The organism is Mesorhizobium australafricanum (assembly GCF_033977265.1).
GTDB lineage: Bacteria > Pseudomonadota > Alphaproteobacteria > Rhizobiales > Rhizobiaceae > Mesorhizobium > Mesorhizobium australafricanum.
In genome coordinates this window covers 49,933-73,409 of record NZ_JAVIIT010000001.1, presented here as the reverse complement: position 1 = coordinate 73,409, position 23,477 = coordinate 49,933, and the positions used below count along the sequence as shown (strand labels likewise).

Annotated in this window: 25 protein-coding genes and 2 pseudogenes; 13 read left to right on the top strand and 14 right to left on the bottom strand. The window is 57.7% G+C overall.

Going from position 1 to position 23,477, the window contains the following annotated elements; all coding sequences use genetic code 11:
* Positions 1-241 precede the first annotated feature (241 nt).
* Positions 242-412, top strand: coding sequence for a hypothetical protein (locus tag RFM98_RS00415; RefSeq protein WP_320306994.1), 171 nt, complete (start codon positions 242-244; stop codon positions 410-412).
* Between the two features lie 627 nt (positions 413-1,039).
* Here RFM98_RS00415 and RFM98_RS00410 read toward each other — a convergent pair.
* Positions 1,040-1,393, bottom strand: coding sequence for a response regulator transcription factor (locus RFM98_RS00410; protein ID WP_320306993.1), 354 nt, complete (start codon positions 1,391-1,393; stop codon positions 1,040-1,042).
* A gap of 481 nt (positions 1,394-1,874) precedes the next feature.
* Here RFM98_RS00410 and RFM98_RS31305 point away from each other — a divergent pair, with 481 nt between their 5' ends.
* The 3 genes from RFM98_RS31305 to RFM98_RS00400 all read left to right on the top strand — a co-directional run bounded on the left by RFM98_RS31305 (position 1,875) and on the right by RFM98_RS00400 (position 2,997).
* Complete coding sequence (locus RFM98_RS31305; protein ID WP_430682230.1) at positions 1,875-2,072, top strand: DUF6894 family protein; 198 nt, start codon at positions 1,875-1,877, stop codon at positions 2,070-2,072.
* Between the two features lie 434 nt (positions 2,073-2,506).
* Complete coding sequence (locus RFM98_RS00405) at positions 2,507-2,731, top strand: hypothetical protein (protein WP_320306992.1); 225 nt, start codon at positions 2,507-2,509, stop codon at positions 2,729-2,731.
* On the top strand, positions 2,728-2,997 hold the full coding sequence (locus tag RFM98_RS00400; RefSeq protein ID WP_320306991.1) for a hypothetical protein: 270 nt from the start codon (positions 2,728-2,730) through the stop codon (positions 2,995-2,997). Before RFM98_RS00405 ends, RFM98_RS00400 begins: the two co-directional genes overlap by 4 nt.
* A 674-nt stretch (positions 2,998-3,671) precedes the next feature.
* Here the strand turns inward: RFM98_RS00400 and RFM98_RS00395 are convergent.
* Positions 3,672-3,959 (bottom strand): hypothetical protein, encoded by a 288-nt coding sequence (locus RFM98_RS00395; RefSeq protein WP_320306990.1) that lies wholly within the window; start codon positions 3,957-3,959, stop codon positions 3,672-3,674.
* A gap of 416 nt (positions 3,960-4,375) precedes the next feature.
* Here RFM98_RS00395 and RFM98_RS00390 point away from each other — a divergent pair, with 416 nt between their 5' ends.
* The 4 genes from RFM98_RS00390 (at position 4,376) to RFM98_RS00375 (ending at position 8,470) form a co-directional block, all read left to right on the top strand.
* A complete protein-coding gene (locus tag RFM98_RS00390) occupies positions 4,376-4,654 on the top strand; it encodes a hypothetical protein (RefSeq protein WP_320306989.1) in 279 nt (92 codons plus the stop codon).
* Between the two features lie 1,766 nt (positions 4,655-6,420).
* Positions 6,421-7,275: a PRC-barrel domain-containing protein gene (locus RFM98_RS00385; RefSeq protein WP_320306988.1), complete on the top strand. Its 855-nt coding sequence runs from the start codon at positions 6,421-6,423 to the stop codon at positions 7,273-7,275.
* 64 nt (positions 7,276-7,339) lie between these two features.
* Positions 7,340-7,828, top strand: a complete 489-nt coding sequence (locus RFM98_RS00380; RefSeq protein ID WP_320306987.1) for a hypothetical protein — start codon at positions 7,340-7,342, stop codon at positions 7,826-7,828.
* 177 nt (positions 7,829-8,005) lie between these two features.
* A complete protein-coding gene (locus tag RFM98_RS00375) occupies positions 8,006-8,470 on the top strand; it encodes a hypothetical protein (RefSeq protein ID WP_320306986.1) in 465 nt (154 codons plus the stop codon).
* Positions 8,471-9,179: 709 nt separating this feature from the next.
* Here the strand turns inward: RFM98_RS00375 and RFM98_RS00370 are convergent.
* The 5 genes from RFM98_RS00370 to RFM98_RS00350 form a co-directional block, all read right to left on the bottom strand.
* Positions 9,180-9,791: a hypothetical protein gene (locus tag RFM98_RS00370; protein WP_320306985.1), complete on the bottom strand. Its 612-nt coding sequence runs from the start codon at positions 9,789-9,791 to the stop codon at positions 9,180-9,182.
* A 294-nt stretch (positions 9,792-10,085) separates the two neighbouring features.
* The gene (locus RFM98_RS00365; protein WP_320306984.1) at positions 10,086-10,310 is read right to left on the bottom strand and encodes a DUF768 domain-containing protein; all 225 of its coding nucleotides are present in this window, start codon (positions 10,308-10,310) and stop codon (positions 10,086-10,088) included.
* A gap of 10 nt (positions 10,311-10,320) precedes the next feature.
* The gene (locus tag RFM98_RS00360; RefSeq protein WP_320306983.1) at positions 10,321-10,671 is read right to left on the bottom strand and encodes a hypothetical protein; all 351 of its coding nucleotides are present in this window, start codon (positions 10,669-10,671) and stop codon (positions 10,321-10,323) included.
* 647 nt (positions 10,672-11,318) lie between these two features.
* Positions 11,319-11,486 (bottom strand): hypothetical protein, encoded by a 168-nt coding sequence (locus RFM98_RS00355; RefSeq protein ID WP_320306982.1) that lies wholly within the window; start codon positions 11,484-11,486, stop codon positions 11,319-11,321.
* A gap of 373 nt (positions 11,487-11,859) precedes the next feature.
* A complete protein-coding gene (locus RFM98_RS00350) occupies positions 11,860-12,042 on the bottom strand; it encodes a hypothetical protein (RefSeq protein WP_320306981.1) in 183 nt (60 codons plus the stop codon).
* 764 nt (positions 12,043-12,806) lie between these two features.
* On the opposite strand from RFM98_RS00350, the gene RFM98_RS00340 reads away from it, so the two are divergent.
* The 4 genes from RFM98_RS00340 (at position 12,807) to RFM98_RS00325 (ending at position 16,973) form a co-directional block, all read left to right on the top strand.
* Positions 12,807-13,187, top strand: a complete 381-nt coding sequence (locus RFM98_RS00340; protein ID WP_430682247.1) for a hypothetical protein — start codon at positions 12,807-12,809, stop codon at positions 13,185-13,187.
* Between the two features lie 234 nt (positions 13,188-13,421).
* Positions 13,422-14,006, top strand: coding sequence for a DUF2937 family protein (locus tag RFM98_RS00335; protein WP_320306979.1), 585 nt, complete (start codon positions 13,422-13,424; stop codon positions 14,004-14,006).
* A 275-nt stretch (positions 14,007-14,281) separates the two neighbouring features.
* Complete coding sequence (locus RFM98_RS00330; RefSeq protein ID WP_320306978.1) at positions 14,282-15,190, top strand: ribonuclease Z; 909 nt, start codon at positions 14,282-14,284, stop codon at positions 15,188-15,190.
* Positions 15,191-15,662: 472 nt separating this feature from the next.
* Positions 15,663-16,973: an NRAMP family divalent metal transporter gene (locus tag RFM98_RS00325; protein ID WP_320306977.1), complete on the top strand. Its 1,311-nt coding sequence runs from the start codon at positions 15,663-15,665 to the stop codon at positions 16,971-16,973.
* Between the two features lie 62 nt (positions 16,974-17,035).
* On the opposite strand, the gene RFM98_RS00320 is transcribed toward RFM98_RS00325, so the two are convergent.
* Positions 17,036-17,275 carry a hypothetical protein gene (locus RFM98_RS00320; protein WP_320306976.1) on the bottom strand — a complete coding sequence of 80 codons (240 nt, stop codon included), beginning with the start codon at positions 17,273-17,275 and terminating at the stop codon, positions 17,036-17,038.
* 108 nt (positions 17,276-17,383) lie between these two features.
* Between RFM98_RS00320 and ku the strand changes: the two genes are divergently transcribed.
* Positions 17,384-18,202: a non-homologous end joining protein Ku gene (ku, locus tag RFM98_RS00315; protein WP_320306975.1), complete on the top strand. Its 819-nt coding sequence runs from the start codon at positions 17,384-17,386 to the stop codon at positions 18,200-18,202.
* 227 nt (positions 18,203-18,429) lie between these two features.
* Here ku and eutB read toward each other — a convergent pair.
* The 6 genes and pseudogenes from eutB to RFM98_RS00285 form a co-directional block, all read right to left on the bottom strand.
* A pseudogene (eutB, locus tag RFM98_RS00310) lies at positions 18,430-18,582 on the bottom strand (hydroxyectoine utilization dehydratase EutB); the annotation flags it as partial.
* A 134-nt stretch (positions 18,583-18,716) separates the two neighbouring features.
* Positions 18,717-20,189 (bottom strand): NAD-dependent succinate-semialdehyde dehydrogenase, encoded by a 1,473-nt coding sequence (locus RFM98_RS00305; protein ID WP_320306974.1) that lies wholly within the window; start codon positions 20,187-20,189, stop codon positions 18,717-18,719.
* 15 nt (positions 20,190-20,204) lie between these two features.
* Positions 20,205-21,048: pseudogene (locus tag RFM98_RS00300) on the bottom strand (NAD(P)-dependent oxidoreductase).
* A gap of 6 nt (positions 21,049-21,054) precedes the next feature.
* On the bottom strand, positions 21,055-22,374 hold the full coding sequence (locus RFM98_RS00295) for an NAD(P)/FAD-dependent oxidoreductase (protein WP_320306973.1): 1,320 nt from the start codon (positions 22,372-22,374) through the stop codon (positions 21,055-21,057).
* 45 nt (positions 22,375-22,419) lie between these two features.
* Positions 22,420-22,773, bottom strand: coding sequence for a cupin domain-containing protein (locus tag RFM98_RS00290; RefSeq protein ID WP_320306972.1), 354 nt, complete (start codon positions 22,771-22,773; stop codon positions 22,420-22,422).
* 22 nt (positions 22,774-22,795) lie between these two features.
* Positions 22,796-23,476: an ABC transporter permease gene (locus tag RFM98_RS00285; RefSeq protein WP_320306971.1), complete on the bottom strand. Its 681-nt coding sequence runs from the start codon at positions 23,474-23,476 to the stop codon at positions 22,796-22,798.
* Between the last annotated feature and the right edge of the window lies 1 nt (position 23,477).

Here is a 23,477-nt window from a genome sequence, read left to right as displayed (position 1 = left end):
TCGTCGCTGGGCCGCATTCTCTACGCCGCCCGGAGTCCAATCCCCCTCTGGCGGGCTCGCCATGCACTGCAGCCCCATCTTAGGGTTCAGACCAGGCTGCTTCTCAATCCACGGTAATGCCCGTGCGGCAGGGTTTCCTTCATGTGCATCAGCCGGCACCCCGGCGAACTGACGGACCGTCATGCCGCAGCCGAAGGGGCTAGCCGGGCGATCCCGGAGATTGCTGAGATCGGGCGCCGTCATGCTCGCCAGCGCCGTTGGCGCTGCGGGCGAGAATGCTGATTTCGGCTCCGGTAAGCGTGATCTGATAGCGCTGTGTGGAATTCTTCGAGTAGATGTCCTCAGCAATAATCGAAACGGTCACATCGCCATTCTCGTCGATCTGAACATCCTCAATCTGCAGCGGCGCTGAGTATATGCACTTCGGTGATCCTGGCCTTCGTGCAGGCTGAGCAGACAGTCGCACTGTGAAAGTCCGACAATCCGTCTGACGCAAAATTGATGCCAGCAATTCGGTCCCGAGATGAGGCACACTGAAGACGGCGTCTACAGGAACGTTGGGTTGGGCCACTCCACGTTCGTCCTTATGGATACGTGCCTAACTATTTCGGCCAGAGCGTATTGTTTCGCCAGCCGGCGCCGCGTTCGCCCCCGACACCCAGCGACCGGTTAGGTCCGCCGTTTGCTGTCCACCTACCCCCGCCAGCCTGCCGGGCCGCTCCCGTGAAGAGGTAGAGTGGCAATAACATAAAGGCGCGCCATGACCGGCAATGCGCTAAAAGCCTCCGAGCAAATGCTCGCGAATGCCTACGACACCGGTAGGAAAGACTACATTAGAGGCTTACGTCATTCATGGTATGAATTCTATCCTGAACTTGACGTTAGGCAAGTCTATTTGCGCGTCTACAATGACGCCAAAGCAGAAATGAAGTAAAAGCCGGCGTCGAGTTCATCGGCGAGAACGGCGGCGGCGCTGGGCGTGAGGCTGAGCAAGGCGTGATTGTTTCCCAGGCCCCAATCCAGATCATTCAGACAAAACCTATGCTGGATCGATGACTGTATTTTGCTGATTAAGCAGCGTTGATATGGCCGTGATGATCTGTGGGAGAAAGAACGGCTTGGTGACCATGATGCTGTTCGGAACGCCCTCGGCGCCCCACTGACCAAAACTATCGCCACTTATATAGACCACCGGCATCGTGGCGTTCGTCTGCCGTATATGCCGAGCTACCTCCCAGCCCGACAATCCCGGCCCCAAACGGATATCAGAAAGCAGGGCCTTGAATTTATCGGGCGCTTCATCGAAGGACGCTATAGCGTCCTGTGCCGTGCTGGTGCCAACGACTTCAAACCCGGCTTTCGAGATCGAGTAAAACCATCGTCTCGTCTTCAACGACCAGGGACAGCGTCATTTGTCATTTTTTGTGGGAGTCCCCCAAGCGCTCGATAACGTGCGGGTCGCATTCCGGTTCCATTAACCATTTCAGATACCGACGGTTTTCTTAGGACCTCAGTCCGACGCCAATTGACTCGAAGCTGACTTTTTTTGGGTGTATCTTGTCCACATCGCCCTCAAGGCAAGACGAAACGAGCGGCGATTGGGGAGTGCTGGCGTGTACGGGGTAGCCGATTCCGACGAACTCACGGTCCTTGCTAGAGCTCTGAATGACTACTGCGCAAGGCACCGGATCAAGTGCGAGGAAGAGCGTGAAAAGATAGCGCTTAAGGTCATGTGCCTTTTCCGGCGCGGCATAAGCGAGACAGACCAGCTATCAGCGGAGCTTGAGCGCATAGATCAGCATAGAGCCGGCCTTACCGAACCGTATTGAAAAGTGGCTGGACCGTTTCTCGCATGTGCGAGATTGTAAGCCGCTGTGCCACGGTTTTTCTTCGATCTCTCCGACAATGAGGACGTCTATCACGACGCGCGCGGGGTGATGCTCCACGATGCCGAATCGACCAAGGATCGGGCACTCGAAATAATTCGCAGACTTCTGGCAAAGCCACCTCCCCCGGACTGGTGGGTACTTCCGCGACGTCAACGGCCTCCGGCTTCTGCAGATCAAAATTGAGTTCGGTTAGCCCGCTGGGTGGCCGGTGCAGAGAGGGGTATGCTAGGGTTTTGGGGACTGCACCGGCCGATGCGGGTTCGGTGGCATGGTCTCCCGGCTGATCAATCTACGCGCATATTAGCGTTTGCCCAATTAAGAGAATCTAACGACCGTTGATTGCCTTCCCACACCGGCCGACGAGCCCGGGCCTGAGCCATTCGGCCTTTTGCTTCTTCTTCGCTCAAGGCGTTCTTCCGGCGTGCCGACTGGTTTGCGCCCGCGAGCATCAGGCAAGCCCGAATACAACGACCAGGATGTGACGAAGGCCAGGACTGCGAGAAAGACCGACACGGTCATAGGCGCGCCCCCAAGCCCTGCGCCCGCGTCGCAGGAACAAAAGTTCCCGGTGCCTGTTGATTTTGTGAAGGGGACCGGAACCCGAAGGAGTCGGGTCGATGGTCGAAATTTTGAATCTCGAGGTTGCCAGGGCGCGCCAGCGGATCAACCGAGCAAATCACTCGCACAACCGCGCTAACGAGTTGGCGGATGAATGCGGCGGCGTCGCGGTCAATATCGCGCTTTGCAACCGGATCCGGGTGGACCAGCAGCGCGTCATAGATGCCCGTGCGCGCTTCGTGAAGCTCAACCCACTGCACGCTACTGAGGAGCGGGACCGATGATGCTGTTCGCACCATTGGACTTCGCGCACGGCCATACTCGAGCCGATCGTCATCGAGCCGCGCGACTCGCTTTGCTGCGCGGTCGAATGTTGAAGCGGATGCGCAAGCTCGACGACGCGGCCGACGAGGTCGAGCAGGCGGCTATGTTCTGGTGGAAGCCACCCACGACTCTGCCGGTCGAGGCTTTTCGGGACGCGATGTGCAGCAGTTCCTCGGCAGCTTTCGCTATGCCGGTCAGAGGTGAAAGATCCCCTTCCTCGGGTTAATCGATATATTCCTCCCCACACTTCAAAGTTTAATGCAGGCGCGGCTGCGGTTGTGATAGGAGCCAACTTGAGTAAGTCTCTCGGGAGGAGTCCTTGGACATAAAGTCGAAGCTCGCCAAAATGTCGGCGGCGCTGCTCACCAGGCGTGTTGCCGCCGCTCAATCCATCGCTACTGTCAAGCCTATCCGAACCTCGCTCGCTGACGTTCCTCTGAGGCGCCAGACATCTCCGTTCAAGCCGAAGGCGCCGATCCGCCCCTGCAGCAACATGTGAAAGAGGAACGGTGGCCATAACGTGATGTAACGCTACGTCACGTGACGGGCCCGAGCCATTAATTCACCTTGCGCTTTGCGAAATGTCGGCGAAGTGCAGCCAAAAATACCCGCTGCATCCCATGACGCAGCGGGTATTTATTCACTTGGCAACTAGACTGGCGAAAAAGGGACTCAACAGCGCCAGTCCGGAACACAATGAGGGGGCGGGCTATAGGTTTCATCCTCGGGACCTATGCACCGTGCGATGCGACTTCAGTCGCATGGAATTGACTCGGTCCTGAGCTTTCTTGGTGTATCATTTCTGGGTCCTCCGCACCCAACCGACACAAGCGGACGCTTGGGAGCGGTCGCCCCGTTTAGAATGGCATGCGAACGGAGGATGACGGTTAGAAGGCCGGTTCATTCCAACCGTTTGATACGGCCCTTGTCCAGACGAAAGACCCCATCGCCTCCGCCTTGCTGTTCGAAATCGGTCTGGATCTCGTCCCATGTGCCGAGATACCTGCCGCACTCGGCGCAACTGATCGGCGTGGATGGTTCCGCATTGGCCGGGATCTGCAGGCGGATGATACCGCAATGCGGGCACTCCAAGAGATGGTCCAGATACTCGCCTGGTTCAGTGCGAGCAAGCCTCGATCGATGACCGTTGCCTATGCTCATTGCTTCCTCCACTTTCGGCGAAAGCATGATGACCGCTCCCAAGCACCCGCTGCCGTTAAAATTGCGGACGACCACCCAGCATACGAGCTTTCCCAGAGCCGGAAATTTACAAATGAGCTTAGTGCCCTTGTGGGGGCAGGCAGACCGGTCATCTTTTGCAGAGCGCGTTTGCCTCGCGCTCCAACGTCTGGCGATCGTTGCCGTGCTTCCTGATCAACTCGCGGACCTTTTGCACCGTGAGCCCGACCTTGTCGTCTGCTATGTTGTTCCACCTGAAAGACACCAACACCAGCGTTGCTTGGAGCGACAGACCTTAAGAGACCAAAAATCGAGAAGATTCCTGCGAACCTTGAAACCGTCGTTTGAACCTCTCGTCGTTTGGGAACCTCTCTCGGTACGCGCACGTTTTCCTTCTAGGATTATTATCTCAAGGAGGTAGTCCGATGAATATCAAGATGTTCACAATGGGCGCCCTTGCGCTCGCAATGATGAGTGGCGCAGCAATGGCTGGGTCCACGTCTGCGCTCGATGATCCGGCCAAAATGTCCCCGTTCTTCACCGATGCCGGGATGAAGACGCTCAGGTCGGAAGCCGATTTCAAAACGGCCTGGATGGCGATGAAACCTGACGAACGAACCGCGGTGCTGAAAGACTGCGGCGATGCCACGCTCAATAAGGCGCACGCCGATTTCTGCGCTATGGCCAAGAAGACGGGTGGCTAACTCGTTCTGACGGCTATCCAAGAGAAAGGCGGACCCCCTGGTCCGCCTCTCTACCGGTGGCATGCGGTGATCAGGCGTTGCCTCCAAGCGCCTTCCTCCATCGAGAGCATACGGTCAGGTAGGCATTGGTCATGAGCCTGTCTCCACGATAGTCTTTCCCAGTTCCGTCCACGACACTCCCATTTCTTCCGCTAGGCCGACAGCGCTTCCAACGCGGGGTTCGAGCACGAGCCCTATGACGTTTCTGAGCATGAGGGCGGGCTCCGCCGGGCCCGCGCAACACAGCCCTACCACGCTGGAACGTTAGGCCGAAAGCGTTACAGATTACAGCTTTGCGTTACATCGTGCCCAGAGGACAAGGACCAGCCACCAGCATGAGTGACTGGCCCTCGACGAAGCTCGCAGCGGGCCGAAGGTGACACAAGACGGCGGCTGCAAACATATCTTGCAAGATATCAAATTACCTCGGCGCGGCTTATACAAACTATCTCATAAAACGGGTTTGCAGGCGAAGGAAATACCGTGTCCCATTGTGGAACGAATTCACGGCTTTGAGATTAATAGCTCAGTGGTCGATCTCTCCGTGATTCAGCCGCTTTCGCAACAAAAGCCCGTCGCTTACGCTCATTAGTTGCGGCGGGCTTTTCTCAGTTCCGCAACAGGGAACAGAAGGCCAGCCAGGTTCGTTGGGGTTAAAACAGGACGGCTCCATTGGCCAACAAAGAGCGAGGGCCGACCGGTAAGAGTAACGACTATTTCGTTCGACGCTTGGTGGACGAGACAGGTATAACCGAGGAGCAGGCTCGAATACTTATCGCTTGGCTACGAATGGACTTCGCTCCTGAGAGAGGCCAACATTCTCGCCCGAAAACGCAAGCCTTAATTTCAAACCGATGCGCTGGCTGCGACGGTAGTCATGCGCTCAAAGCAAGCCTCAATCATCAGCAGCATGCCCACTTCCGTGGCCCCAGCCTTGAATGCGATGCGCACCTCGTCGGCGGACAGATCGCCGCGAATCCCCTCACGACAATCATCGGCACATGACCGGTCGCCAGTTGTTGCGTCGTCCCGGCTACGAGCTCGACGTCGACAAGGTCCTCAGAGCGTCCGCGAAATATGACGCACCCTTTCCTTTGGCGGTCAACATGCCCTTCGCAGGTTAAGCGAGAGCATGCAGAATCGCTCTGCTTCTCAGCGTTTAGACCGGCGTTTTGGGTTTTGGATGCCGAGGAACTTTGCCGGGTGACGCAAAGTTTGGAATCGTCTTGGTTGGTATGAAGGCCTTAAAGCCATGCAAAGTCGAAGCTCGTCAAGGCCGTGCTTATCAATCAGATCGATGCGGTTCGGCTCAGTGTTTCATCGCTACAGGCGGAGCTATGCACCGGCTTCAAGCCAAACTGGAAGTCCTCGCGTTCCGGATATGAGCTGAACGCTAAGAAGACGCGTCTGGCTGGAGACAGTGCTAGCGAACTATCCATCAGAGGCAGCCCGGAGTCGCGTTCGGATTCAAATATGAGAGCCAGCGTGGGGGCCGGACGCCGCGCGAAAGACCGTCTAGAATTCTATGCCGTCGGCCGGTCCGGGATGGCTCCCTTCCCCAAGCCGCGCGACTCCTATCGCCAACGTAGCACAGGTTCGGCGTGCCCCTCCAGTCTATGCCGGCAGGACCCATGGACTCCGGAACGTAAGGCCTTTGTTTTCGTTGGTCGAAATGGCGTTGGCCGATACCGACGCTCAGTCAACCAGGCAACAGGAGGAATTTCACAATGGTCCGCAAGATACTCGCTACGGTGGCGACGGCTGCTCTCATTACGACGGCGCTCTGCACCGCCGGTGCACACGCCGCAAATACCAGCAAGCCCGCTGCCCAGACGGAGGTTGTTGCTCCGGTTACTGATGGCAAGCTCGTCTCCAAGATCATGGGAGCCGCGGTCTATGACAGCAGCGCCGATGACGCGACGAAGATCGGTGATGTTAATGACATCGTCCTGGACAAGGTCGGGAACGCCAAACTCGTCGTCATTGGCGTCGGCGGTTTCCTTGGCGTGGGCGAAAAGAATGTCGCCTACGACTTCAACAAGCTTGAATGGGTCAACAAGAACGGCGATCGCTGGCTAGTCGCAAAGACGACCATGGAAGAGCTTAAAGCTCAGCCCAATTTCGATACCAAGGCTTACGATACTGCGGCAGCCTCGACGGCCCAGCCGACTAACAGCACGGCAGACACCAAGGCGGCTAATACCAAAACCGATACGACCGCGACGGCCTCGATCGATAAGACGACCTTGACCGAAATGCCGTCAGACAAAATCAGTGCGGCAAATCTGATCGGCACCAACGTCTATGGCGCAGATGATGCGAAGGTCGGCGAGATCGGCGACGTTATCGTGACCGGTGACAAGAAGGTCGACTCGATCATCGTTGATGTAGGTGGCTTTCTGGGCATCGGCGAAAAGAAGGTCGCCGTCGGTATGGAGAACCTCAAGTTCATGGCCGACAAGAACGGTAACCGTTACCTCTATACGAACTTCACCAAGGACCAGTTGGAGGCGCAGACTGCCTACGACAAGGCAACTTACGCCCAAAACCGGGACAAGCAGCGCATCATCATCAACAAGTAAAAAATCAGCGGTAGCGCGCTCGCCTATGGGCGGGCGCTTCCGCTGAAAGATAGCAGGAGCGGAATTGAAATTAGCCGACGAGGTCCGTCATAGCTCTGAAGATATCAGCGACCTTGTTCTGTCTGATGTCGTTTCCGCGCTTCATCGACGAGTCAAGGTCAGCCACGAGTTCGATATTCCCTACATCGCTGGGTACAGCCGGGATGCCACGACGATTTACATTGACCGACATCTGCCCCGCACCTTCAGATGGAGAGGCAAGGACGTTCGGCTCGAACCGTTTCTGGTGTGCCACGAAATTGTTGAAAAAGCGCTATTGGACGAGTTGCGACTTCATTATCTGCACGCCCATCAAATCGCCTCGCGCATCGAAAGAGACGCGGTCAGAGGAGCTGGCCTGACCTGGCGGCACTACCAAAGCGTCATCAAGAGCCATGAGAAAGAGATCGATGACGAACAGCTTCGCTCTGTGCCGGGGGACCTAGATCTCACGCCTTACAAGGATCTGAAGGATTACCCATTGCTCCAACGGCTGGTCCAGGCATCGCAGTAGCTTGTTGCGTGGGATGGGCCAAGGCAGCGAGAGAGCGGGAAATAGAAGCAGGCGCATCGTCAAATTTTCTCGCCAATGGAACTTCCCGACGGACTGCTGGTTCGCCCGCATAGGGACGACTGAGGCTATTTCGTCCTGCGGGTTGCAGGCGGAACGCCTCGCCAACGGGAGACGGCCATGAAACATCAGACACTTGAAGAACTTCACCAGGTCGCGGAAGTCGATGCATTGTTTCCGGCTATGACGCGGCGCCAGCGTTTGGAACATTGGGCAATGCTGCTCGAGCGAAATCCCGAGCGGTGCCTCGCCGCCTTTCCCGGGACGGAGTACATGACCTTGGACGTGCGCGACAAAGCCTATTCCCTGGGCTCCGCGCTCAGCATCGCTTTCGCCGATCCAACTTTGTGCGCTGAAGGGCTGAAGAACGATACGTATGGCGAAGCGAAGCGCTTCTTCGAGCTTACGGATTGGCAGTTGCACGCTATTGTCTGCCATTGCCATGTCGGCGGGACGATGAAAGCCGAATGGGCTGCCGTTCGAGTTCGGTCTGCCATCGGCATCGAAGGCAAGCTTTTCAGCAAATTGCGTGAAGCGATTGCCCATTGGCCGGTACTCCGCATTTTCGCTCATGCCGGGGAGTAAGGGACGAAAACTGAAATAGGCAGCGAAAAGGTCCACGGACATGAAAGACGGTATATGTTGGACCTCGACATCGCTAACTGTGACAATAACGGGCGAGCGTCGCCCGTTTACCTTTTTCTTATCGGGCTATTCGGAGATCACTCTTTTCGGAAGTAATCCCTGAGATCCGCAGCGGTGATGACTATGTATCTCGTCCAATCCTGTTGCCGCGCTCAGACAACCAGGGTCAACCCTTCCCCGGAAGTGATTTCGACGCAGGACTAGCCGCTCACTTCAGTGGCGTGACAGCCTTCTCCGGGCGCCCGCGGACAGCGACGATATCGTCGTCTTCGAGGTGATGACGCCAAGCGTGGGATGTTTCAGATTGGCAGCGCCGACGCAGCGATCTAGAGGGGCCGCTTCCGGCAGGATAAAATTGTCGTCCGCTACTCGGGGGCGCGTCGAGACCGGAAACATACCAGACTGCCCTTTGTGCGACTTTCGAAGCACAAAAGCGAATGTGGATCAGCGCTTGTGTGTTTGCGACGTCAGCATCTTTGGCTGAGTTCGGCGATCGGCGGCCGCTGTATGGCTGGAAGGGACCGTTTCCAGCCCGTCCGGTTGTGGACGAGCTTGGCGATACCTGACACACTCTCCAACGGTTCTCAACGATTGTTGGAACAGCTACGCCTGGCTTTGTCGGCCGAGCGAGCGCATCGTTTGCGCACCATTAACGCTTGCGCAATAGAACCGGTACGACGTGGTGAAAAGCGATCCCTTCATCGCGGTGTTCACCTCCGGTAATCGCTGCAAACCATGCTGCCGCCGCGCCAAGCGCGGAGCCTGCAGCTGTCGCGAAGCTAAATATGGCAGTTATGTGGGCGGAAAGGCGCGCGGTGCTTTCGTTGACTTGCGCGTCAGCGGGATTGATCACGGCGGCCGCGCCGTGGCCACCAATCATCGCCAAGAAAAACGCTGCTCCGAGTGTCGCTAGAGCCCAGACTGCAATGCCATGTATGCCATCGCGGAATTCGCTTTCATTCTGGTTGCTATCTTCCCAGCGGGTGCGCATTCGTCCGACTACATAACCGCCAGCCGCGGAACTTGCTATGGCGATGATAACTACCCACAGTCCGGCCACGAGCACATTCCAAGAGGCGGCACCATTGGGAAGAGTTGGAGAACCCAACGCCAAACCCGCGCTTGCCCCAAATTGCAAAAGAACCACTGAAATGGCGCAAGCGATAACACCCCCGCCAAATATGCCTCCCCATTCAAGATAGGACGAAGCGGCCACGTTGGGGGTCACTGCAGCGCTTTCTGTTGGGGGTATTTCGACCATGATCTTACCGAAGTCCAAAAAATGACAGAATGAACAAAACGATCACGACGAGGCCAACAAGATAGATTATTCCGTTCATGGCATCCTCCTCCTGATTGCGGACCGTGAGACAACGTGTCCATGAGTGTTTGGTTGCAAAAGAGCCGGGCCTAGCTGGTTCACGGGAAGCGCAGTGGAGTGGCGGCGGGGCCTCGAAGTTGCGTGTCTCACCCCAGGCGGTCAGGCGGCCTGCTGCAATGCGCTTTCGTTTCACCAAACCAAGCGCGGTCATTTGCTCCCGGTACTTGCCCGGAGTCACTCGGCTTTGTTCTCCTCGGAGCCAACTATTGCTGCAAGGATCGCTTCGTAAGCGCTCCCGATCTCTTCCTCGATCTCCTCCTCGGAAATGCCAACAACCTTTGCATCGGCGAACAGCTTGGCCGTCAACTCGGCGACCGAAATGATATCTGCGCCGACGCTGCCGCGCATCACGTTGTCGGTGATCCACTTGCCATAGAACTCTGCCCCACGTTTACTCATGGCGCGACCACTAGTGCCGTCCCTTCAAGAAATGAGCCTCGCGACGCAGGCAGTCCCAGTCGGTTCCGATCTGCTTTATCAGTTCTTCGGCTTCCTGGTGGGTAATGCCCGCCTCTCTCACCAAACGACCTGCCAGCAAATCAACAGCGAAGTCCGCCGCCTTGTCGCTTTCATCGCCTTCACCCCGACTGCCCTCGCGGTGCTGCATCGCGTCGAAGATCACACCAAAGACACTGCCGACTTCTTCGGTAATCTCGTCCGGTTCGATGCCTTCGCGTCTTGCGGCCTTCATCACCTGGCCGACCAGGTCGCAAATGGCGGCAGGGTCGTCCGTCATTGCGTTTGGCAGATGCTCGGTCATCCATCTATCCAGGAAATTGATACCGCGAGTGCTCATTTTCCATAAGCTAGAGCCGCATATTAGGTTCCGCTCATCTTATTTGGCGCCTTGGACCGCCTCATGAAACCTTCCCCTCCGGGCCGCGTTGCCATTGGCAATTCGAATCTTCGGGAGAACACATGCCGGTGTATAATATGAAGAACAGGGCTGGCCTCGGCAGATGCCTACGATCCTTCCGAGTTCGCCAAGAAGCATGGCATGACAAGAAGGCAGGCCGAGATAGTTATTCACTCAAACGGACCGTCAAAGGCCAAATGCGATCTTGCCGCACAAGCCTTCATATTAGCCCTAAGGCAGTGCGCCCACTTGCGTGAAGGACGGCGTGTGAGAAGCAATCAATAGGCCTTCCGATTGCGCATTTTGAAATCGATGAGTTCTATGGTGAACGCATCTTGCCACGACGTCCGCAGAGGCACACCTGATGCGCTCAGAGCCGCAGAGAATGTGACGGGAAAGGCGATCTGGCCCGGGCCTCGCAAGAGCACTGGTTTCGCGTTGTCGACGAATCCGAAGGAAGTGCCCACGAATTCAGGATTGCCGAGAAGCCCACCAAAAGATCTCGCCGAATGACGAATTCTGATGCGGTCATCCAAAGGTCGCAAGTCGCGTCAATGCCGATCTTTCAGGAAGCGTGCTTCACGAACCAGAGAGGCCCAATCGGTGCCGATCAACTCGACCAGATCTCTGGCTTCCTTTTCGGTAATATGGGTTTCTTTGACGAGCCTGCGAACCAACATTTCGGTTTCCTTGCTCTCGCCGCTGCCATCTCGAGCCATGCGAACCTCCTTCATACGGCACCGAACCGGCAGGTTCGAGGAAGGTTTCAAACCAAAGGCGAGTGTAACCGAAGTTGAAGAAAACTATGCATCTAACAAATGTGGAGGGTCCGCAGTCAACGGAGGTATATGCTATAAAAGTCGTCCGCCTCTCCCGGCACAGGACGCTTGGAAGTCAACTCAGGTGCTTTCGCCCAGGAAGCAATAAGCAATGGCTCTGCGAATCTCATTTCCGCTTTTGAATTCGACTTAATCCGCAACCGAACATGAGTGGGAGCGGCCGCATCGGACCTTGTCCGAAGCCTCACAGGAGATGAGGTCACGGAGGAACTGCTTGCGGTCTTGCTCGGGCAATACAAAATACCTGCGGCGGCTATCGACTTAAAGGTCGCCTCGATAGGGAAATGAGTTCCTCGTCATCGGTGATGCCGGCCATGAAGTTGGCGATGATGCGCGAGGCCAGAACGTCGCGTTGCTCGGCGGTTTGGCCGTCGAACTTCAACCGGTCAACACGCTCGCAGGAGATCAAGGTCCGCCGGCTCGAAAATTCCTGCATCCTTTGCTCTCTGGCGGATCGGCATGGGCTGTCTCCTCGCTATTCCTCGCGAAAGTCCTGCAACGATGCGTAGCGCAGATACTCCTCGCCCCGTAGGTGGTTCACGCGACCAATCAGGCCCGGCTTAACCCATTGCGTAGCCGGCCCCTTCACGTCCTTCGGCGCGGCCTACGCCGCCGCCGCATCCTGCCGAGGCGATGGAGGCGCGCGACGGCCAATGGCTGGAAGCGGCAGGCATAGTGCTCGTCCGGCAGTGCCCGGGTTCGGCCAACCGATGGCCGGTATCTGGCGCTCGCCGCCGGAAAGCGTCTTGCACCTGCTGGATGCTGATGATTTGCCGAAATCGAGTGTTAGCTCCGCTTCACCCCATGGACCTTGGGCTGCCCCGGGAAAGTAGTTTTCTGCAAGCGACAATCGCCCTCTCGTCGGGCCGCCTTCGTGATGGGGATTACAGAAGGGATCCGGTTGCTGGCCACTTCGGCATCGAGGAACGGATGGACTTTCTTCGACGCTGCCGAACGTACCGAACTCCGCGTCATACTCGATGCGGGTTGTGGTGCCTTTGAACTCTCGCAGTCTCTTCATGTCAGATTTCCGGTTTGTCGTTGACCACGCCGGACCAAACGTCGCGCAGAAATCTCTGCCCGCGAGGGGCGGGATTAGCGGATGTCAGGCAACTACGCTTTTGCGAAAAGCCTGCAGGCACTTGTGAATGTTCGGCCTTAGCTATTGCTATTCGTGGTGGACTGCGCACTGTCGTCCGCATGGTGGCCGGGCATGTTGAAATGGTTCTGTTCGAGCAATCGATCGCCAACACGGATGGCATCCAGCGACCTTTTTCCGACCGAGTGATAGACGCCGCGGATAAAACCGCGGGATCTGTGCTGTTCGATGTACGTGTCGACGGCGACGCCAACATTCAGCGAATGGCCGCAATAGGGTACGGAGAGTCGGACGCTGCGATAGTCGTGCTCGATAAGAGCGGCCAGCTACGATGTGCCTCGGTGAACGGTGATGCATCCGCCTTGGTGGCGGATTTGGCTGCTTGGGAATCGTCTCCGTTGAGCGAACATGTGCAGTCTCAATATCATGGGACCGCACTGATCCTGCTGGCGAAGCTTCGCGAGTCTGGTCGTCTCACATGATCAGTCCCTTCCTGGGCCGGCGGCTCGCGAAGGGGCCAAAACTCAGTCAGAAATCTCCGAGGACCGTGCCGCTCACGGCGAAGCTGCCGATAGATGATCGCGTTTTCGACCGGATACTGGACGGAGTGCGAGATATTGACCATGCATGCGTCGCTTCGGAACCATGCACTTGAGTTGCCGTTCCTAGCGGGTCCTCACGAATTTTAGGCGCCGGCAGCACAGACGGGCAGAAGGATGGCTTTGACCAAGCACAGATTTGTCTATGCCGCTGCGTTGATATCTGCCGTCGCCGCGTCTCAGCTACCGGAATTCGCCCAACAATATAGGCAGCGGCTGGGCGGGGCGATCGAGGAGCTCGGCCACGTCGTCAGCGACTTTGACCGGGATGCAACAAGCTCCGGTCTCTCGCGCACCCAAGCGTTGGACCTGCATCAGCAATCCAGTCTGCCATTGTTCCAGGCGCGCGGCCGCAGCATGCGAGAAACCATATTCCGATACGAGACACTCCTGAGCCAAAGAGAAGCATTCCAAACGAGTTCGACGCTGATCCAGCCGTTTGTTCTCGCCTATAGCGACCGCGCCACATTCAGAGGAGCTTGGCAAGATTTCAGCCCGGCCGTGCCCACCACCTACGACGGCCTGTTGTGGGCCGCGCTCGGCTTTCTACTGGGTTGCTCGGGCGCATATTTGATAGCCGCCATTCTCGGCTTGGGATGGCGCCGAAGCGTGCGGGCCATACGCGGGCGTGTCGCCCGCCCTTCGCTGAGCCGGTCTGAGTTCCAGGGCAACCGTCCCGGCGGCCCAGATCGGCGTATTTAGCCAACCTGATGGGCACACGTATAATAGTGCCGACCAAAGGAGGCTATCCGCGCTTGCAAAGACCGTGAGGCGCCCTTCGTAGCCTTGCCCGCAAGAAGGACATCCTTATCGAAAAAGGGGCGACCGCTCAGCCTAATGAGCAGAACTGGCCGGACGCGCGTTTAACTGCTAGAGAGAGTTCCCGAACTGGCAATTTCGGCCACTCTTATTTTCTAAAGTGGCCGCTCGGGCGCAGGAAGCAAGTCCTTACCCAATAGCGATTGCCGGCTGGTGGCATGAACTTGAGACTGACCTTTCTTGGCACTTCGGCTAGTGTGCCCTCAGCAGACCGGAACCATCCCAGCCTGCTCGTGGAGGCCGACGGGCACCGGATTTTGGTCGACTGCGGAGAAGGCACGCAGCGCCAGCTGCTGCGCAGCGGTGCCGGCTTCAGACGGATCGATCGCTTGCTGCTAACTCATGCTCATTTCGATCACGTGCTTGGGATACCCGGATTGTTCTCGACGCTCAGGCTGCGGCAAAGCGAAGACCTTTTGACCGTTCATGGAGGCCCTGAGACCCTCAAGGTGGTCGGACACATGCTCGCCGGGCTGTGGGGTGAAGGTCGAGCGCCGATCCAGGTCGAGCTTGCGCCGCTGGCGCCAGGCCGCTTTTTCGATACGGACCAGTTCACGATCGACTGTTTTCAAGTGCAACATCGGGATACCGACAGTTACGGTTTCACTTTCGAGACGCCGGCGCATCGCCACCTCCGGTCGGACCGCTTGACCGCCTTGGGCGTGCCGGGTGGTCCGATCCGGAGAGATCTGGCGGAAGGTCGCTCTATTACTCTCCCCGACGGCAGGAGGATCGCTTCGGAAGGCGTCCTCGGGCTACCTGAACCAGGCAAGAAGCTGGTCATTGTCGGCGACACCGAAACCACCGAGGGACTGGCCGATCATGTGCGGGGCGCCGATCTCCTGGTGATCGAAGCCACATTCCTTCATCGTGACGCAGCCATGGCGCGCGACTACGGACATCTGACGGCTGCAGAGGCGGCATCGCTTGCGGCGACCAACGATGTAAAGGAACTTGTGCTCACGCATATTTCCGGCCGCTATTCTGACGAAGAAATTCTCGCGGAAGCGGTTCACACGTTTCCGGACAGCCGCATCGCAACAGACTTCATCTCACTCGTCGTTTAGGTCGCTCGAGCAATGCCGATTAAACTCGGCATCATCTCGGGCGAGCGCTCGGAGGAGACCGCAAGGGTGCCTTGCTTGAAGTGCTTGGGTTTCAGATACTCGGTGCCTCTCAGGGTGCCCTTCGAAGGAAGAAGGTGGCCGCCTTTGGCCCAATTCTTTTGGCGACGGAACTTTCCGGCCGATTGATGGTTCGAGCGCCATTGGGACGAGGGCAACTCAGACCTGTCGCAGGATTTGCAGCAGGCAAAGCAGCCTTCGGGCCGAGACGCTTCAAGAAGCCGCCGGCGCATCAGCGGATTCTTGGTTCCGGCGGCGGCTAGCGGGCTCCTCCAGGTCACGGCAATAGATCAATCAATCGGCTTAAAGTTTGGATTTTATTACCATTTAAGGAACCGCTAAGGAACCGACGCATCAGGAACGGGTTTGATTAAAGGCGGCCTCCCTTCTGAGTTACCGCGTTTTGGAGAATTTGATGTCCGACATCGGCGCCGAAGCTGCTGAGAAGCAACGCAATATGCTTTCGAAGGGGCCGTTCCAGAAATTTCTGCGAACAATCGGGCCTGGGTTTATCACCGGGGCCTCGGACGATGATCCCTCCGGGATCGGGACGTACAGCCAGGCGGGGGCACAATTCGGCTTCAACGTGGGCTGGACCATGCTATTTACGTTTCCGCTGATGGCTGCCATACAAGAAATCGCGGCGCGGATTGGGCGGACAACCGGTCGAGGCATCTCCGGCAACCTCTGCCGGCACTACCCGTCCTCGCTGATATATTTTGTGGTTTCGCTTTTATTCATCGCCAATGTGATCAACATCGGGGCGGACCTGAGCGCGATGGCGGATGCGCTGCGACTGCTGGTGGGTGGTCCCAGTTCGCTTTACGTGGTCGCGTTTGGCGTAGCCTGCGTTTTGGCGATCGTGTTCCTGGACTACAGTCGATACGTCACTATCCTCAAATGGACCACATTGAGCCTGTTCGCCTACGTCGCTGCGGCTTTTATGACCAACATCTCCTGGAGTGACGCGATCAGAGGAATTGTAATCCCACATGTGGAATGGAACCGAGGTTTTTTCGAAACACTCCTGGCCATCCTCGGCACGACGATTTCTCCCTATCTGTTTTTCTGGCAAGCGTCTCAGGAAGTCGAAGAAGCTGCGATCGACCCCAAGGCCAAGCCACTGAAATGGGCGCCTTGGCAGTCAACTGGAGCGTTTAGACGAATTCGGGCCGACACACTCATAGGGATGGCATTTTCCAACATCATCGCCATTGCCATAATTGTCACTACAGCCGCCACACTCCACAAGACAGGAGCCATTGAAATCAGTTCCTCCACAGATGCAGCAAAGGCTCTGGAGCCCATCGCAGGGAAATTCGCGTTCGTGATCTTCGCGATGGGGATAATCGGTACCGGCCTTCTCGCCGTGCCGGTTCTTGCAGGATCGGCCGCTTTCGCCGTTGGCGAGGCGCGCCGCTGGCCTGTGGGACTCGAACGCAAGCCAAAGGAGGCAATAGCGTTTTATGCCACCCTGGCGGCCGCAGCGCTGCTAGGAATGGGAATCATGTTCACGCCGATTGACCCCATCAGAGCGCTCTACTGGAGCGCCGTGATCAACGGCATCTGCACCGTTCCGGTTATGGTCGTTATGATGCTCATGACCGGGCGCTCCGACATCATGGGCGAGTTCCCCGTGCAAGGCTGGTTGCGAGCGCTCGGCTGGGTTGCAACAAGTGCAATGGTCGTAGCCGTAGGCGGGCTCGCGCTTCAATGGGCTTATTGAAGGCCATCCTCGCAGGATTGCCATTCGGTTGGCATTGATTAGACGCAAGCGCCCTCTCTTGATCAAGAGCCACCGTCTATACGTTCGGCTATTGCGAACGCCTGCAAGTTCTTGACCTTTCCGTGGTCCTGGTCGGCGTTCGCGATAATCGAGAAGAACGCCGCGCGGGCGATATCCTTTTTCGAGTGTTCGGGTGCTCCTTGCGTGCCGCCGTGATCAATTGCTTGGGCATCATGTCCGGCGTCACGATCCGCATCAAAGTGTACGCCTACGTGGCGAGGAGGATCTGCGGCGGCACGCATCGTTGCGAGATTTCCGCGACTGCGACTGACTGACTGACAGTCTGGAACCTGCGAAGGGCCGGCGGGTTGATGATCATCTCAAGAATGATCCGGCGCAGGAGAGATAATATGGCGGCCCCGCGGGCGGTGTGGAAGGGCTTTCTGAAAGTTGGTTCGGTCTCCTGCGGGGTTAAACTCGTTGGCGCGACCAGCGAGGCCGGCAAGGTTCATTTCAAGATCCTGAACCGGGAAGACGGCCTGCCAGTCAAAAGCGCCTATGTCGACGAGGAAACCGGCGACGTCGTTCCTTCTGAGGATCAGATCAAAGGTTACGAAGCGGACAAGGGCGAGTTCCTGGAAATCGAGCCCGATGAGATCAAGAAGCTGAAGCTCCAGTCGCAACATACCCTCGAAGTCGAGGGCTTTGTGGCGATCGATGACATCGACACACGCTATCTCGAAAAGCCTTATTACCTCATTCCGGCCGACGGGGCGGCGCTAGAGGCGTTCACCGTGCTTAGAGAGGCCATGGCCGCCAAACGGGTTGCGGCCCGATCTTGCGTCGTGCTCTACCAGCGCGGGCGCGAGGTCGTGATACAGCCTTACGGCAAGGGGATGCTGTTGACCGAGCTGCGCACCCACAATGAGATGATCTCGGAAAGCAACGTTTTCGACGATCTGAATGACCCCAAATACGACAAGGACCTCCTAGAGATTGCCGGGCTGCTGATCGATAAGAAGGTGACGAAATTCGATCCGTCGAAGTTCGAGGACACTTATGAGGACGCGTTGATCGCGATGATCGATGCCAAGCGCAAGGGCAAGAAGCCGCCGAAGGCAGCGCCGCCGCCGAAGGAGAATGTCGTCAACCTCGCATCGATTTTGAAAAAGAGCCTCGCCAAGGAAGGCATCAAACCGACATCGAAGGCAAAGGCGACGCGCAACTAGCATAACTATTCTTCTGGTTGAGACATCGCAGTAAGGCGCCCCATGTGCCTTATGTTCCAATTTGGCGAATGTCGTGCGGTTCATTGTGATGCGACAAAGAGGTGAAATCGCGGACAAACCCGCCTTGGGGGATTCATTGTTCGTTTACGATATTAGCGGAGGCTTATAGGCGGACATGCCGGTACCGCGTACATGGCCAAAGCCCCAGCCCTGATCCCCTCACCGCACTTGAAGCTTCCCGTGGCCTGATGATGTTCGAGCTTGAGGTGAACGGGCACGCCACAGAGTTCCGATAGCGACCGTGATGTTATGAGCGGGGTCGCGAGAATGCTGCCGCGGATCCGATCGCAAGCCCTTTCGATGTCTTCTAGATCAGTCAGTCAACCGCACCTCGACTAAATATAAATGCATCGAATTCCCTGCGCTATTTGAGAGTCCAAGCCAACGCCCACGACTTTGAGGTCTGCTGGAATAAATACTTGGCTCTTAGTCACCAACGCAGAGTTGACCTTTCCTACCAGGTAACCGCGATATACTTGGTCTCACAGAACTCGAGTATCCCATGGTGGGCGCCCTCGCGGCCGAGTCCGCTCTGCTTCGTTCCGCCGAATGGCGCTGCGGGGTCAGACACGAGACCGCGATTCAGCCCGACCATGCCGCTGTCCATTTGTTCCGAGACGCGCATGCCACGCGCCAGATCTCGGGTGTAGACATACGAAATGAGTCCGTATTCCGTGGCATTGGCCAGGTCGATAACGTCATCCTCAGTATCGAAAGTGGTGATTGCCGCAATCGGTCCGAAAATTTCCTCGGCCGAAATCCGCGAATTCGGAGAGACGCCGGACAACACGGTTGGAGCGAAGAAGTATCCTTTACCGTCGAGCGGTCCGCCCCCGACAAGCACCTTGGCGCCTTTCGCCCTTGCGTCATTTACCAAACCGCTGAGCCGCTCGACCGCATTCCGGTTGATCAACGGACCGCATTGCGATTTGGGATCGTACCCGGCTCCGACCTTCAGCAACTTCATCCGCTCGACAAGCCGCGCGGAAAATGCTTCGGCGATCCCCGACTGGACGTAGAAGCGGTTCACTGCCGTACAGGCTTCCCCGCCGTTGCGCATCTTCGCGACCATTGCGCCCTCGACGGCCGCATCCAGGTCGGCATCGTCGAAGACGATGAATGGTGCATTTCCGCCGAGTTCCATAGAGCATGATACGACGGTTGCAGCTGCTTCGCGCAGGAGTGTCCTGCCGACCTCGGTGGAACCGGTGAAGGAGAGCTTACGCACGCGGGGATCGTTCAGCATGGCCCTGACGACCGGTCCGGACTGGGACGTGATGACCACGTTGACCGCGCCGTCAGGCACTCCTGCCTGCTTGTAAAGGTTGGCTAGCACGAGCGCGGTCAGCGGCGTCTCCGCAGCAGGCTTCAACACGCATGTGCAGCCCGCTGCCAGCGCCGGCGCGATCTTGCGGGTGGCCATGGCAGCCGGGAAATTCCAAGGAGTGACCAGAACAGCGACCCCGATCGGCTGATGTTGCACGATGATTTTGTTGGCGCCGCTCGGCGCGGTCGATATCTCGCCGTTGAGACGAACGGCCTCCTCGGCAAACCAGCGAAAGAACTCCGCAGCGTAGACGACCTCGCCCTGCGCGTCGTTCAACGTCTTGCCGTTTTCCAGGCTGATAAGCTCTGCCAACATATCCTTGTTTTCGATCATGAGCTCGAAGCAGCGGCGCAGGATCTCTGAACGCTTGCGCGGAGCTGTGGCCGCCCAGCTCTTCGCGGCTCTGTGGGCGCTCGCAATCGCCTCCATCGCGTCGTCGACGGTCGCGTCCGCGACAGACACGATGACGTCTCCGTTCGACGGATCAATGACGTCTATGTTCTTCCCCTCTGTGCCGGCTCTCCATTGCCCGTCGATAAAAAGGCCGGTAGGCAGTGAAGCGACACTTAGAGGCGTCGATAGTTTTGCAGCAACGTTCATGTCTCCAGCCTTTCTTTATCTTTGATCGGAAGAAATCGATCCGGAAAGTTCCGCAAGATCCACCAATCCCGTTGGATCAGCGCCGACGAGAAGACGCTGTACGTTCTGCACGGTCGTTAACGCCGCGCTTTCCGCCTGCGTGCTTGCTGAGATATGCGGAGTGATGACGACGCGCGGATGCGCCCACAGAGGTGTGCTCTGGCGGCAGCGGCTCGGGATCGGTCACGTCGAGGAACGCGCCCGACAGCCCGCCGCTATCCAACGACGACAGCAGCGCGTCGGGATGGAGTTGACGTCCCCTGCCGGCGTGGACGAGGCAGGCGCCGCGCGGAAGGGCGCTGAACAGGTCGCCGTCTATGGATCGCTGCGACCGGCTCCATCCCGAGACGTGGAAACCGAAGGGCTGTAGCCCGCGAAGCGCGGCCTGACCCAGCATGCCCATGCCCAGCACAGACACCCTTCGGTCGAATGCCTGCGGATGTTGCTCGAGCGCCTTCCAGACCCTACGCCGCTGCTGATCGATATAGAGATGCAGGTTTCGATGAAGCGAAAGAACAGCCATAGTGACATATTCGACGACCATCCTGGTGATGCCGCCGTCCACCATTCGAACAAGCTTCACATCTGGAGGTATCGAAGCGCTCGCAAACTGGTCGACTCCCGCGCCGATGCAGAACACAGCCTGGGGATTGCGATACCGCCGCAGGTTTTCCGGCACATCCCACGTCATGATGAAGCGGATGTCCTCGTCGCTGATGGGGTCCGGGCCTATGCAGAACCGAACGTCCGGCAGGTGCTTCGCGAACAAATCGGCAAACACAGCCCCTCGTGTCGCATCACAGAGAAACAGGAATGCCATGCCGCCTCACGCATTCTTGCGACGACGCAGCGTCTTCCGGTCATGGCGCTCATACATCCAGTACACAAGCGGAATGAACCACGGACGGCCGCGGTAGAACGGTACGGCCTTGGGGGCCTGATCGAAATCGAAAGCCGAGCGCGGCTGCTCGGTGTCTTCGAGGATCTTGAGGGCGGCCTTCTTGCCGAGCCACCGCGCCCACACGATGCCCGAACCGCAATAGCCGGTCGCGTAAATAGTGTCGCCGCGCGAAAAGATGCGTGGGATCATGTCCCGGTGCATGGCGACATTGCCGAACCAGCTGTGCGTGATGCCCACATTCCTCAGTTCAGGAAACAGTCTGGCGAGTTCCGTCCGCAGACTGACGGTCGGCGTGAGCGGATCGCCCGCGGTCGTGCCATCGCGTCCGCCGAACAGGATACGCGACCCGTCGGGCGACGGCCGGTAGTAATAACTCAGCCTACGCATGTCGCCATACATCATGCGCGCGGGCATCAGCCGCTCCATGACCTGCCTGTCTAGCGGTTCGGTGGCTATGATTCGACTGCGAACCGGCACCAAGCGCCGGCGTAGCCAAGGATCGAACCCATTGGTATATCCGTCGGTGCATACAAGGAGTTTCTTCGCCAGCACGTCGCCGCGCTGGGTGATGATCCGCACGCCTGCTCTATCACTGCTCCATTCCAGGACGGCGGCATTCTCATGAATAACAGCCTCGGTCTCGCGCGCGACTTGGATCATGCCGGCCAGCAACTTCGCTGGCTGAAGGCCGCCAATGTCCATACGGACCATGCCACCAACATAGAGGTCGGTTCCGATATACTTCCGTACGTCCGATCCTTTGACGGCGAAAGTATCGATGCCAAGGCTGTCGTGAAGAAGGCCCGCATGACGCCGCAGCTCCTCTGTCTCTTCGGCGGTCATCGCCCCTTCGAATAAGCCGGACAGCGTGAAGTCGGCCTCAATACGCTCCGCCTTGAGAAACCGCCAAAGGTCCTGCCGCGCGGTTTGGCCCTCCAAGAGGATGCCGTTCGCTCTATCCAAACCGAAGCGACGGATCAGTTCCTTGCGGCTGGGCCTGATGCTCCCGCTTGCCATGCCACCGTTGCGGCTGGAAGCCGCTTGGCCGAGCGCCTGGCGATCGAAAAGCTGGACGTGCTTGCCGCCCCGCGACAACTCGATCGCAGCGGAAAGACCCGTGTAGCCGCCGCCGACGATCGCCACGTCGCAGATCTTATCAAGCTTGCGGACCGGCAAAGGCGGAAAGGCGCAATCCTCCCACCAATAAGGCGTCGATTTGATCGTCGGGGAAAGCGTCTGTGTCATGAACCGGTACTGCTGCTGGGTTGCAAGGGAAAGCTGGGCCGCCGACTAGTCGCGACTAACCCAGAGCTTGCGCGTGGTTTCGATGACCTTCCAGACGCCGGTGAAACCCGGATGCATGACAAAGGCATCGCCAGCCGCAATGCGACGCGGCGCCTTGCCGTCCTCGGTCAGCTCGGAAACCCCTGATAGGATAACGCAGACCTCGAAAGTGCTGCCTTTGATGGAGCGATAGGTTCCCGGCGTCGCCTCCCATACGCCGGACTGGACCACCCCGTCTGCCGTCTGTGCGATGTCCCAACTAAGGAACCGCGGATCGCCCTCGATCAGCCTGTCTGGAGCAGGCCTGCCTTCGCGGGGTTTGGGAAGGTTATTCTGGTCGATGAAAGTGAGGTTGGACATGGTCTTTCCTTTCAGGATTGTTTCAAGCCGGGATGGACAAACGGCGTTCAAGAAGTTTCATCGCCGTCAGCGCAACGACGCTGATTACAAGGTAGAAGGCAGCGGACATGACAAAGATATCCATCACTGCGAACGTCTCGCTCATCAGGCGCTTGGCGTAACCCGTGATCTCCAGGACCGTGATCGTAGAAGCCAGGCTCGATTCTTTGACAATGATGGCCACCTCGCTGCTGTAGGCCGGAAGTGCCTGTCGCAGCGCGAGCGGGAATTTGATACGAAGGAAGATGTGCCATGGCTTCATGCCGCAAGCTTCCGCAGCTTCGATCAGGCCCTTGGGAAGCGACTTGAAGGCCGTGCGAAATGTCTCTGCGGTGTAAGCGCCGGAGTTCAACACGACGGCGAGGATGGCTGCATGAAGCCCATCGCCGATCATCCACCACAGAACCATGTTGTGGCGCATGAAACTGATCTGGGCCAAGCCATAGTAGATCACAAAGATCTGCACCAGCATTGGCGTGCCACGAAATATCGCGCAGTAGCCGTCGCAAAAACCGCCAAGTACCCGGTTTTTTGATCCCCGCGCCAGGCCGACCAGGACTCCCAGCGGCAGACCCAGAACAATGCCGAAGACTGCGATGAGAAGCGTGATCTTGACGCCCTCGAGCAGAAACGGGAACGCATACGCCATAATGCCAAAGTCCATG